This window comes from Synergistota bacterium (assembly GCA_025060595.1).
GTDB lineage: Bacteria > Synergistota > GBS-1 > GBS-1 > GBS-1 > 42-11.
In genome coordinates this window covers 151,652-163,783 of the sequence record JANXBX010000002.1, presented here as the reverse complement: position 1 = coordinate 163,783, position 12,132 = coordinate 151,652, and the positions used below count along the sequence as shown (strand labels likewise).

13 protein-coding genes are annotated in these 12,132 nt (G+C 43.5%); 5 read left to right on the top strand and 8 right to left on the bottom strand.

The features are described 5' to 3' along the window. Positions 1–4: 4 nt before the first annotated feature. Genes NZ900_02180 through NZ900_02170 form a run of 3 tightly spaced genes read right to left on the bottom strand, consistent with a single transcriptional unit; the run spans position 5 to position 2,610 of the window. On the bottom strand, positions 5–325 hold the full coding sequence (locus NZ900_02180) for a V-type ATP synthase subunit F (GenBank protein MCS7232902.1): 321 nt from the start codon (positions 323–325) through the stop codon (positions 5–7). Continuing rightward, positions 322–762 carry an ATP synthase subunit C gene (locus NZ900_02175; GenBank protein MCS7232901.1) on the bottom strand — a complete coding sequence of 147 codons (441 nt, stop codon included), beginning with the start codon at positions 760–762 and terminating at the stop codon, positions 322–324. The genes NZ900_02180 and NZ900_02175 overlap by 4 nt, the downstream gene beginning before the upstream one ends. 15 nt (positions 763–777) lie before the next feature. After that, positions 778–2,610: a hypothetical protein gene (locus NZ900_02170; protein MCS7232900.1), complete on the bottom strand. Its 1,833-nt coding sequence runs from the start codon at positions 2,608–2,610 to the stop codon at positions 778–780. Between the two features lie 255 nt (positions 2,611–2,865). Here NZ900_02170 and NZ900_02165 point away from each other — a divergent pair, with 255 nt between their 5' ends. The 4 genes from NZ900_02165 to NZ900_02150 are packed head-to-tail and all read left to right on the top strand — an operon-like array spanning position 2,866 to position 7,705. Next, a complete protein-coding gene (locus NZ900_02165; GenBank protein MCS7232899.1) occupies positions 2,866–3,780 on the top strand; it encodes a bifunctional 3-deoxy-7-phosphoheptulonate synthase/chorismate mutase in 915 nt (304 codons plus the stop codon). Continuing rightward, positions 3,744–5,018: a 3-phosphoshikimate 1-carboxyvinyltransferase gene (gene aroA / locus NZ900_02160; protein ID MCS7232898.1), complete on the top strand. Its 1,275-nt coding sequence runs from the start codon at positions 3,744–3,746 to the stop codon at positions 5,016–5,018. The genes NZ900_02165 and aroA overlap by 37 nt, the downstream gene beginning before the upstream one ends. A gap of 6 nt (positions 5,019–5,024) precedes the next feature. Next, positions 5,025–6,140: a chorismate synthase gene (aroC, locus tag NZ900_02155; GenBank protein MCS7232897.1), complete on the top strand. Its 1,116-nt coding sequence runs from the start codon at positions 5,025–5,027 to the stop codon at positions 6,138–6,140. Beyond that, entirely contained in the window at positions 6,116–7,705 is a 1,590-nt protein-coding gene (locus NZ900_02150) for a bifunctional shikimate kinase/3-dehydroquinate synthase (protein MCS7232896.1), read from the top strand. The genes aroC and NZ900_02150 overlap by 25 nt, the downstream gene beginning before the upstream one ends. On the opposite strand, the gene NZ900_02145 is transcribed toward NZ900_02150, so the two are convergent. Together NZ900_02145 and NZ900_02140 are read right to left on the bottom strand one after the other, a co-directional pair. Further along, positions 7,608–8,273 (bottom strand): ThiF family adenylyltransferase, encoded by a 666-nt coding sequence (locus tag NZ900_02145; GenBank protein MCS7232895.1) that lies wholly within the window; start codon positions 8,271–8,273, stop codon positions 7,608–7,610. The genes NZ900_02150 and NZ900_02145 overlap by 98 nt on opposite strands. Before the next feature lies 1 nt (position 8,274). Then, complete coding sequence (locus tag NZ900_02140; protein MCS7232894.1) at positions 8,275–8,556, bottom strand: MoaD/ThiS family protein; 282 nt, start codon at positions 8,554–8,556, stop codon at positions 8,275–8,277. A 53-nt stretch (positions 8,557–8,609) separates the two neighbouring features. Here NZ900_02140 and NZ900_02135 point away from each other — a divergent pair, with 53 nt between their 5' ends. Next, entirely contained in the window at positions 8,610–9,155 is a 546-nt protein-coding gene (locus NZ900_02135) for a type 1 glutamine amidotransferase (protein ID MCS7232893.1), read from the top strand. On the opposite strand, the gene NZ900_02130 is transcribed toward NZ900_02135, so the two are convergent. Genes NZ900_02130 through NZ900_02120 form a run of 3 tightly spaced genes read right to left on the bottom strand, consistent with a single transcriptional unit; the run spans position 9,126 to position 12,131 of the window. Next, entirely contained in the window at positions 9,126–9,962 is an 837-nt protein-coding gene (locus tag NZ900_02130) for an ABC transporter permease subunit (GenBank protein ID MCS7232892.1), read from the bottom strand. The genes NZ900_02135 and NZ900_02130 overlap by 30 nt on opposite strands. Positions 9,963–9,965: 3 nt before the next feature. Continuing rightward, on the bottom strand, positions 9,966–11,048 hold the full coding sequence (locus NZ900_02125; GenBank protein MCS7232891.1) for an extracellular solute-binding protein: 1,083 nt from the start codon (positions 11,046–11,048) through the stop codon (positions 9,966–9,968). Between the two features lie 15 nt (positions 11,049–11,063). Continuing rightward, a complete protein-coding gene (locus NZ900_02120) occupies positions 11,064–12,131 on the bottom strand; it encodes an ABC transporter ATP-binding protein (protein ID MCS7232890.1) in 1,068 nt (355 codons plus the stop codon). Between the last annotated feature and the right edge of the window lies 1 nt (position 12,132).

Genomic DNA, 12,132 nt, shown 5'->3' with positions numbered 1-12,132 from the left:
CTTATCACCCCTTAAGCCCTAAACCTAAAGCCTCTCTTATGGCTCTTTCTAGATAATCGTGGTGTTTCTCCTTCCATCCCCCTTTTCCTGGTATCTCTACTATAATAGGGTAAAGTTCCTTTGACTTTACTTCTTCGATCTCTTCTCTTATCATGGAGGCTATCTCTTCCGTTATTATAAGTAAGGCATATTTACCGGAAGAGAAAACGTTATGGAAAGCCTTAATCGCAGACTCCTTATCTTCTGGCGTTTCTCCGCTTATTCCGGCTAATTGGAAACCTGTAACCGCTTCCTTGTTTCCTAAGACGAAGATCTTTCCTTTCATAAGGTGGCTATTATCATTATGGCGATTACCATGCCATATATAGCTATTCCTTCAGCTAGGGCAACCACTATAAGGGCTCTTCCTATGAGTTCCGGCTTTTCCGCCATAGCTCCTATCATGGCGCTCCCAGTTGATGAGACGGCTAAACCTGCACCGATCGTTGCGGCTCCCACCGCTATTGCGGCTCCTAGGTATCCTGCAGCTCTATCCAATCCTTTAGGTGATGTTATAGCTTCCTTTTCGCTTCTCCCTTCCGATGGCATACCAGGCGTTGGGATTAAAAACAGAAGAAGTAAGGAGGCCAAAATGGCCATAGAAGATAGGAAGATAATCCTTTGGGCGAAGGTCTTATAGTCCTTTCTTTTCCTTATGGTTAAGCCTCCGTAAATGGTTAGGATAACAGCTCCTGTGGCTATAAGGATGGGCAAGATAATCATAGATTAACCTCCTTTCTAATCGAAACCTAAATTCTTTGGGCTTAGGGGTTTAAACTCCTTACCCTCGCCCTTAAAGAACTTGGAGAAGAACTCATAAAGGTTAAGTCTGAGAGCCTGAATTCCCACAATTAGGCCTTCAAGAGCTATGATTAGGATGTTACCTAAAACCACCATAATTATACTCCCAAGGCTTCCTAAGAAGGAGTCCTTAAGCATCTCTCCCATCATGAAGAAGGACATAAATAGAAGGGAGTGATTTAAAGCAAAAGCTCCAAGTCTTACGAAAGATATAACATTGCTGAAGCTTTCTATGAGCATTATAATGGGGGAGAAAATCCCCTCCATAGGGTTTTCCTTTCTTAAGCCTAGGTAAATCATTAAGGCGAAGGGTATAGGAAATAGTATAGATAAGCCTCCTATCTTCCTCCAAAGTAGGAAGATGGAAATAAAGGATAGGAAAAACAATAGCCCTGCTACTCCATGCTTATCTAAAAAGAGCTTTTTGCTGAAACCGTAAGCCTTATACAAAGCTACTATAGAGATTATATAACCTAGGCTTATTAAAGCTATTCCTATGGCTATAGAGCTTACTATCATAGAGTGAATATCGTGCATCGGAGAGAGTATTATAGGTTTAATTATGTCGGAGAACCCGAAGAAATGTCCATAGAGTATTCCGAAGGCTATGGAGGATAGGGAACACCACTTTGCAAGGTGAGCTACGCTAGCTAAGGAGGGAAACCTGATCTTTGCTATGCTACTTAATATATATAAGACTATTCCCTGACCGACATCTCCGAACATAAAGCCAAAGAAGAAGGGATAGATTAAAGCGATAAATGGGGTTGGATCTATATCTTTGTGTCCCGGAGTACCGTATAGCCTAACTAGGGTCTCAAAGGGCTTAAGTAAGGGACTGTTCTTAAAGAACGTTGGGGGTACGAGCTCTCCACTCAACTTGCTCGAATCTACCCACTCATATACCACCTTATTTTCACATACCTCATCTATGACTCTTTCCACCTCTTTTACCCTCTCTTCAGGTACCCATCCTGATAGCGCTATTAGCGATCCCATGCTTCCGCAGAGCTTTTTAATTTGAAGGGATAAATATCTCCAATTGATTCTTTGCCATAGGGCGTTTAAAAGACCTTCCCTTTCCTGGAGGAAACTTTTAGCCTTAGCGTTTAAGTTTCTCATGGCTATATTAAGCCTTTCCATTTCAAGCTCTATAAGCTTTGCAACCCTCTCTGGTTCTCCATGGTACTTAATGGGGAGCTCGAGCTTCTCAAAGAATACGCTCTTTAATATGTCTTCTACCTTATCCTTATCCTTTCTTAAGCAAAATATGAAAAGGTGCTCTCCGCTTACTGGGATAAGGGCATGCGGTAAGCTCTCTAGGCTTCTTGTTAATCTAGGCATTTGAACCGAGGGTACTATCCCAAAGGTGTAGTAAAGATACTTCAGGTTCTTAAGCTCCTCTATTTTCACATCTAGCCCGAATAGGTTTTGAACTTTAAAGAGGTATGTTTTTATTCTTTCTTTGCTTTTAAGAATCACCTTTCTGGTTACCCCGATGCGATTTGCCTGGGATTCGATTTCTTCGAGGAGTTTTGATTCTTCAGGGGAAAGCACTTCTCCGTCGAAATTAGGAGGTTCCTCGCTTAATGGAGGAGGTTGGGCGTCAAGGTTTTCAAATATCCTTAAAAGCCTTCTCTTTATCGAGGCTAGTTCTTCTTCCTCTTTCTCGTTTATTCTCGCTGTTATTAAATACCCCTTTTTGTAGAGAGGGGTCTTCTTAATATCGCATAGTTCTATGGCCTCGATAGAGCAAAGCTTGGCGAGCAACTTTCTTGAGTATTTCTTATGGGTTATACAGTTTAGAAGATACATCTTTGTGAGCGGCATAAGCTTATTATAACATAAAAAATTTTTTTTAAGGAGTATTGCATTATACGGATTCGATGGTATAATTTATAACTAAATAGCCATGAATATATGGGCAGATAGAATAAGGGACTTCGGGTATTATTACTTCTTCTTTGAATAGGGGTGTTTACCCGCGGAGGGTTAAGGGCCTCCGGGTAAATACCCCTATTCGGTATTTACCCGGAGGCCCTTTTTTTTATACCCACATGGGAGGTGGTTAATTTGGGGTTAAGGCTTGTTTCAAGGGAGGCTCGAAAGGAGGATACTCTGATATGGATAGGTGATATTCCGGTAGGAGGAAACTTCTTAAACATTATAGCTGGACCTTGTTCCGTTGAGTCTGAGGAGCAGATAAACGAGACTGCGAGAGCGCTTGCGGGTTTGGGTATTAGGTTGCTTAGAGGAGGGGCTTTCAAGCCTAGGACCTCTCCTTACTCCTTCCAAGGGCTTGAAGAGCTTGGCTTAAGGATGCTTAGGGAGGCTGCAGATAGCTATGGTATGAAGGTAGTTACGGAGGTTATGGATACAACCATGATAGACCTTGTATATGAGTATGCTGATGTTCTTCAAGTGGGGACTAGAAACATGTTTAACTATGCTCTCCTTAAGGCTCTTGGTAAGGTGGATAAGCCTGTTCTTCTTAAGAGAGGTTTTATGGCTACCATAGAGGAATGGTTGCTTGCAGCTGAGTATATCGCTTGTCATGGAAACGAAAGGATAATCTTATGCGAAAGGGGTATAAGGACCTTTGAAAGAGCCACAAGAAATACTTTAGATCTCTCGGCGGTTCCTGTGGTTAAGGCTATGGCTCATCTTCCAGTCTGTGTGGATATAAGTCACGGAACCGGAAGGAGAGACCTTATTCCGCCATTGGCTAAGGCGGCTGTTGCTGCCGGAGCTCATGCCATAATGATAGAGGTTCACCCTAAGCCGGAGGAGGCCCTATCCGATGGTTATCAGAGCCTTAACTTTGAGGAGTTCGCCTTGGTTTTATCAGGAATATCTAATCTCTGTGAGGTAGAGAAAAAACGTTTAGTATTGGGGGGAATAAAATGGAACTTGGAAGAGCTCAAAGAGTTAGGGGTGTAGTAAGGGTCTCGCCCGATAAGTCTATAAGTCACAGGGCTTTGTTTTTTTCATCCTTGGCAAAAGGTGAGTCTGAAGTAAGGAACATCCTTGAGGCTGATGATGTAAAAAGAACTTTTAATCTTTTAAAGGCTTGCGGTATTGATTTTGAAGGTGATTTCAAAAGGCTTGTGATCAAGCCTCGTCCGTTCAAAGAGCCTTCAAAGCCGTTGTATTGTGGTAACTCCGGGACTACAGCTCGGATTGGTATGGGGCTTTTGGCCTCAAGGAAAGGGACTTTTACCCTTTATGGGGATAAGAGCCTAAGCAGAAGACCTATGATGAGAGTGGTTAAGCCCCTGAGAGAGATGGGTGTGAGCATTTTAGGAAGAGAAGGGGGAGCTTATCTTCCTATAACGTTGAATGGTGGTGAACTTAAAGGTATAGATTATGAGGCCCCCATTCCAAGCGCTCAGGTGAAAAGCGCATTTATCTTAGCCTCCCTTTTTGCCTCTGGTAGAAGCCGGTATAAGGAGCCGAGAAAGAGCAGGGACCACACTGAAAGGATGTTAAGGAGCATGGGGGTCGATTTAAGGGAAAGGGATGGCTTTATAGAGATCGATCCTGTTGATAGTCTTTATCCTTTAAAGATAGAGGTTCCGGGGGATTTCTCCTCCGCTGCGTTTTTCATAACCCTTGGGGTTATTCACAGGGATGCGGATATAGTAATTGAGGATGTTAATTTGAATCCTACGAGGATAGGCCTTTTAAGGGTACTTGAGAGGATGAGGGCTAACGTGGAGGTAAAGGTTGAAAGGGATGATTTTGAACCTATTGGGAAGGTGAGAGTTTCTACATCTAAGCTTTTAGGAACGGTAGTTTCTCCTGATGAGACTCCTCAGATGATAGATGAAATTCCGTTAGTTGCTCTTCTTGGGGCTTTCGCGGAAGGGGAAACGGTTGTAAGGGGAGCTCAGGAGCTTAGAGTTAAGGAGAGCGATAGGATTGCCTCTGTTGTCTCTGAGCTCAGGAAGATGGGCGTTAACATCGAAGAGCTTGAGGATGGATTCATAGTTAAAGGTAAGGCAAGCTTAAGATCCTCTACTAGGCTTAACTCTCATGGTGACCATAGGATAGCTATGCTATTAAGCATAGCCTCCCTTTGTGTTGAGGACGACGGTCCATCAAAGATAATGGGGGCTAATTGGGTTAAAATATCTTTCCCAAACTTCTTCAACATTTTAGAGGACCTTACGAGGTGATTTAAGATGCTCAGGATGATTACCGCTGGTGAGTCTCACGGAAGTAAGATATCAGGGATACTCGATGGTATGCCTGCGGGCTTGAGGATAGATATGGATTACTTAAGGGCCTTTATGGCTAGGAGAAGGGGAGGATATGGTAGGGGGAAAAGGATGGAGATGGAGCTTGATGAACCTGTTATATCTGCTGGTATCCATGAGGGGTTTACGACCGGAGCTCCTATATCAGTTGAGCTTGTAAATAGAGGGAATAATCCTAATCCAGGATTTAGGACCGTTCCAAGGCCAGGGCACGCCGATTATGTGGGGCATATAAAGTATGGGCTTAAAGATCTAAATGTGGTTGCGGAAAGAGCAAGCGCAAGGGAAACGGCCATAAGGACCCTTCTTGGAGCCATATGCTCCCTTGCCTTAAGGGAGCTTAAGGTGGAGGTTTTCGCTTTCACAAGGAGTATAGGAAGGGTTTCCCTGGATAAAAGTTACCTAGAGATAGAGAATTTGATCCTTAAAAGAGATAGCTCGCCTATTTACTGTCCTGATGAGGAGACTACGGAGCTGATGTTGAAGGAAATAGAGGAGGCTAAGTCTAAAGGGGATAGCCTGGGAGGTAGCTTTATAGTTATAGCTAAGAACGTCCCGCCTGGCCTTGGTAGCTATGTTCAGTGGGATAGAAGGCTTGATGCAGCATTGGGTTTTTCCCTTCTTTCTATTCCGTCCGTTAAGGCTGTTGAGATAGGAGAGGCTATATGTGGCTCTAGGAAATCAGGTAGCGAGTTTCAAGATCGCTTTGTAGTTAAAGATGGGGTGATAAGAAGAAGCTCTAACCGTGCTGGTGGAATAGAGGGAGGGGTCTCGAACGGTGAAGATATAGTCTTGATCGCTTACCTTAAGCCCATACCTACTTCCCATGCGTTAGATAGCTCTATAGATCTTGAAACCTTAAAGGAGTGTCCCCTTCCTTATATTAGATCAGATGTGGTGGTCGTTCCTGCTGCCTCAGTTGTAGGTGAGGCCATGGTTTCCTTTACTATACTTAACTTTATTTTGGAGAAATTTGGGGGAGATAGGATTTCAGAGGTGAAGGAGAGGGTAGAGTCATGGAGAAAAGAACTATCACGATAGTGGGATTATCCGGTTCTGGGAAGAGCACCGTAGGAAAGCTTTTGGCGGATGCTTTGGGGTTATCGTTTACGGATACGGATAAGGAGATAGAGAGAGAAACCGGAATGTCCGTTCCCGAGATATTTGATAGGCTTGGGGAGAAAGCTTTTAGGGAGATAGAGAAAAGGGTTGTTCTTCGTTCGATAAGAAAGGGAGGAGTTGTATCCTTAGGGGGAGGAGCGATACTCGATCCTGAAAATAGAAAGGCAATTCTTGAGGATAGCGTATCTTTCTATATAAAGGTCTCGATAGATGAGCTTGAAAGAAGGCTAAGGAGGGAAGCGGAGGATAGGCCGCTTTTAAGAGGAAACTTAAGGGAGCGTTTGGAGAGTTTGTATGTGGCGAGAAAGGAGCTTTATGAGATGGCTCACTTTACCATAGAAGGGGATAACCTTTCCCCTGAGGAAGCTTGTGCATTAATGGTCTTTAACCTTAAAGGGGTATTTGAGGAGGATGTAATCTACTCTTCCCTTCATGATGTTCACGTAAAGAGGATCTGTTGGGAAGAGATAGGCTGCTTTCCGGTATTAACCACTAGTAGCGTCTATAGGATATATAGGCCCTTCATTAAAGAGGGGGGTAAGCTTCTTATAGCTCCCGATGGGGAGGAAGCCAAAGATTTAAGCTTTATTGAGAGGCTTTATAAGACCTTTATAGATTGGGAGATAGAGAGGAAGGATACTGTGGTAGCCTTAGGGGGAGGGGCATTAACCGATGCGGTTGGTTTTGCTACAGCTACCTTTAAGCGAGGGTGTGAGTTCCTAAGCGTTCCCACTACCTTGCTTGGACAAGTAGATGCCTCTATAGGTGGCAAGACCGCCATTAACTTAGGGGAGATTAAAAACGTGATAGGGGCCTTTAAGGTTCCTAAGCTTGTCCTTATAGATCCAACCTTCGTCCTTTCTCAAGACCCTAAGAGATTTTCCGAAGGATTGGTAGAGGCTATAAAGATAGCCTTGGTGGCTTCAAGGGAGCTCTTTGAATTCATAGAGGATAATATAGATAGAATTAAGAAGAGGGACTTAAGGACGCTTTTTAAGCTTATAAAAACATCAGTCGAGCTTAAGCTTAGGATAGCGGAAAGGGATTTATTCGATAGATCCTTAAGACAGATCTTGAACTTTGGGCATACTCTGGGACACGCCATTGAAAGCGCTTATAATATGAGCCATGGTGAGGCGGTAAGTTTAGGTAAAAGCTTCGCCTTAAGGCTTGGGGAGTTTTTAGGTATTACCGAAAGAGGGATATTAGATAGGGTATTAAATCTCCTTAAGGCTATAGATATGCCGGTTGAGCTAAAGGATTTAGACTTAAACAGGGTCTATGCTAAGCTGGTGCAGGATAAGAAGATTAAAAATGGCAAAGTTAATTTCATCTTGGTTAAGAATATAGGGGAATCTATCATCTATCCGATAAGCCTTCCTGAGCTTACCTCTTACATATCTCGACTATCTCTAACGAGGGCTCCCATAGATCTAGCACAAGAAGCTTACCGAGCAGGCGAGGTCTTCCAAGGAGAGCGTTGACCGTCTCCCATACCTGAAGCGATGCTAAAGCTATAACTAACGGTGGATAGACCTGTAGGTTTCTTTCTTCTTTAACTTCGCCGAATATCTCTCTTAAGGATGGGGTTTCAGGATACATTAGGGTAGTTATCTGCCCATACATCTCTTTGACGCCACCATGGACCAAAAATAGCTCCCTTTCTCTTGCTAAGTTCTCAAGCTTAAACCGGCTCTTCCAGTTATCTAGGCAATCGACTATTCCCATTATGTCCTCAGGTAGGGTGAAATCATCGCTGTTTATGTCTTTAAATATTCCATCTAAAACCGTTTCTTTAGATATTTCAGATAGCTTTTCTATAGCTGCTTGAACCTTTTTCTTCCCCAGATCTTTACTGTCGTAAAGTATCTGTCTATTTAGATCTGGTTTATCTACGATCCCGTTATCTACTATGTATATCTTTCCGATCCCAAGCCTTACAAGGAGCTCTAAAACCGTAGATCCTAGACCTCCTGCTCCAGCTACGAGTAAGGAGGCGCTTCTTAAGATTCCCATCTCAACAAGCTTCTCATGCCTTAGCCATATGTTCAATTTATCCACCTCCAGCAGGTGGGAATATTGCCACTTCCCCGCTTTCTACGATCGTTTCAGCTCCGTTTAAGTAAATGGCATTTCTTCCGTTTATTAGCACCATGAAGCCGTCTTTAATTTTCCCATCTTTAATTAGCTTTCCCTCGAGGTCTAAGTTTACCTGAGAGGATGCTTCCCTTAAGAGCTCTCTTAGTGTTACGGGCCCGCTTAAGGTGACCTCAATGGAGCTCTTTTTTGTCAAGGCTTTAAGGCCTGCGAAAAATTTAATTTTTACTTTTATCAACTTTCATCACCCTCCAGATTATATTATAATTTAAAACCAAGGGGGTGATAAATATGGAGAGGTTAAAGGGTAGAAGGATAGCTATTCTGGTTGAGGACACGTTTGAGGACCTTGAGCTGTGGTATCCCCTTTTAAGGATGAAGGAAGAGGGAGCGGAAGTAGTATTAGTTGGCCCTGAAAAGAGAACCTATAAGGGAAAGTATGGAGTTCCCGCTGAGGCGGATATAACGAGTGATCAGGCTAAGGCTGATGACTTTGATGCGGTTATAATTCCCGGTGGATATTCTCCTGATAGGATGAGAAGGGATCCCAAGCTTGTGAATTTCGTTAAGGAGGCCGGTGAAAAGGGCAAAGTGGTCGCAGCTATATGTCACGGTCCGTGGATGCTTGCTTCTGCTAACCTTCTTAGAGGGAGAAAAGCAACCGCCTTCTTTGCTATTAAGGATGATGTGGTTAACGCTGGAGCGGAGTTTGTGGATGCGGAGGCCGTAGTCGATGGTAACATAATAACCTCTCGTACCCCGAAGGATCTACCAGCCTTCTGTAAAGCTATAATAGAGGCTCTTCTTTCAGGTTCTCCTTATTCTCCTTATAAATAGCCTTTCGTATACAACTATTATGGATGTGGTTAGAAGCGTTAGAATGACCGCTAAAGCATCTGCTCTGCCTAGCTCTATTCCTACCTCAGATATGTGAGTATAGATAAGTAGCGGTACTATGTTGACTCCAGTTCCAGTTAAGGCGAAGGCTGTTCCAAAGGCTCCCATGCTTACTGCAAAGAGGAGGGAAGAGCCTGCTATAACTGATGGAGCTATTAGGGGAAGAATAACCTTTCTAAAGGCGAAGGAGTAAGATGCGCCTAAGCTTATGGCTGCATCCAAAAGGTTCCAGTTGAAGGTTGACCAGGCAGCTATCATCGTTAAGACCATCCTGGGTATTAAGAAGTATAGATAGGCGATCATCAATCCTTTCCATGTGAATAAGAAGGCGGAGAACTCTATAGGGTTTATCCCAAATAGCATCTTAAAGAGTAAGGTTATAAATCCGCTTCCGCCTAGGAGAACGATGAAGGAAAAGCCTACCACAAGTCCGCTAAAAACCAAGGGAATGGAGTTAAGTGAAAGAAGCATATCCCTTGCAAAGCTTCCCTTTTTATATATTAAATAAGATAAAGGTATACCTAGGGATGTGCCTATGGCTGTGGTAGCTAAGGAGAGGGCTAAGCTCGTTTTAAAGGAGTTTATATAGAGCCTCTTTGTGAATATGGCGTAGTAATTAGAAAGGGATAGCCTTCCTTCGACCAGAAGGCTATCCCTTAAAACGAAAGCAAGGGGTATAAACAGGAAAAGAACGATTATAGCGATTAAGGGTATAAGGAAAAGAAGAAGATATTTTCTTTCCCCCATAGATTACTGTCCTAAGACCTCAGCTGCCCACATATCAGCGGCTTCCTTCTGAACCTTATGAGCTTTGACCCAGTCTACATCTATAGCTCTTGCATAGTCTTCCTTAGGTAAAAACTTATCCTTTACCTCTGGAGGCAGCTCTATGTCTGGGAGTATAGGTCTCGTAAATCCCTTAGCGAAGATTCTTTGACCTGCCTCAGACATTATAAAGTTAAGCCAAAGCTTGGCAGCGTTCGGGTGAGGAGCTCCCTTGACTAGGCTTATAGCGTAAGGAGCGGTTATCGTTCCCTCTTTAGGTATAACTATCTCTACATCATCACCTAATCCTCCGATGTATTTGGCTCTATAGCCGTTCCAGTCGTAGGTGATCCATATGGGTATCTCACCCTTGACAAACTTGTCATATTCGGTCGTCTTCTCTATCATTCTCACGTTTCCCGCCTTTTGAAGCTTAGCAAGGTACTGAATGCCAGGCTTTAAGTTGTCTATGCTTCCCCCATGAGCGTAAGCTGTGGCCATTACTATCGCATATCCTATTCCCGTAGTTCTTGGATCAAGGTACACTATGCACTTGCTGTACTTGGGATCCAAGAGATCTGCCCAAGACCTCGGTACATCCTTTACGAGCTTTTTGTTGACTACAAATACAACTGTCCCCTTATGTATAGAGAACCAATGTCCTTCTGGGTCTTTCAATACATCCGGAATCTTATCGAAGTTAATAGGCTTAAATCCCTCGGTTAAGCCCTTTTCCTTAGCTAATTGTCCGAAGGGCATGAAGTAGTAAGCTGTGTCAGCCTGAGGATTGTTTTTCTCTTTCTCAAGCCTTGCTACGGTTGCTGCGCTTCCTAAGTCGTTCCACTCTAGCTCTATGCCGTACCTTTCCTTGAAGGCATCAAACAGGCCCTGCCAGTTTGCCCAAGTTGGTCCTGTGTCGTAGCTGAATAGCCTTCCCTCTTTTTTGGCTGCCTCATAAAGCTGTTTTTCTCCAGGGTAAAGCTCATCTTTAAGCTCTGCGCCAATGGAAATGCCTCCTATGAGAAGTACTAGAAGACCGCAAACTGCTAAAATCCTCTTCACTCTCATTTTTCCTTACCTCCCTTATCTTATTATTTTTGCTTTCGATGTATCTATTTTCACTAAAACTTCCTCTCCCTCCCTGAGAGAGAAGGTCTTTTCCGATGTCAGGGTATCAGAAAGAATGGTTTTCCCTCCCACCTTGATCGCTATCCTCGTTATCGGTCCCAAGAATATCTTTCCGGAGACGATCCCCTTAAATAGGTTTACCTCCTCGACTGAGCTGATTTCGCTTAGTCTGAATATATTTATGTCTTCCGGTCTTATCACTAAAAGGACCTTTTCCTTTGGTGGTAAGGCTATGTGGGTTTTAAAGCTTAGCTTTCCTCCCTCCCAAAAGGCCTCACCGTTACCGTTAGACACTATGTCTAAAAAGTTGTTTACTCCAACGAAGTCAGCCACAAACTTGGTTTTAGGATTAAGGTATATTTCATCTGCCCTTCCAAGTTGTTCTATCCTGCCCTGATTCATAACTGCGATTCTATCTGATATGGAGAGGGCCTCTTCCTGATCGTGAGTTACGTATATCGTTGTTACTCCGCTTTCCTTTTGAATCCTTTTTATCTCAAAGCGAAGCATATTTCTAACTTTAGCATCGAGTGCGGAAAGGGGCTCGTCAAGTAAGAGCACGCTTGGCTGTATAGCTAAGGCTCTTGCTAGCGCTACCCTCTGTTGTTGTCCTCCTGATAGCTCCGATGGAAAGGAGTAGGCCTTGTCCTCTATTCCGGTCATCTCGAGCAGCTTAAAGACCTTATCTTTTATCTTGCTTTCCTCTTCACCTCTTGCCCTTAAACCGAAGGCCACGTTTTCAAAAACGCTTAAGTTTGGGAAAAGGGCATAGTTTTGAAATACTATGCCGATTCTTCTATCTCTCATCTTCATGCTTAAGGCGTTTTTTCCATCTATGTATATCTCCCCTGAATCTGGTTTCAGGAAGCCTGCTATTAGTCTTAAGGTGGTGGTCTTACCGCAGCCTGAAGGGCCAAGCAAGGTTAAAAGCTCTCCCTTCTCTACAGATAGGCTTAAATTGTCAACCGCTACTATTTTTCCAAACCTTTTAGAGACGCCCTTAAGCTCTATATAGCCTCCCAAC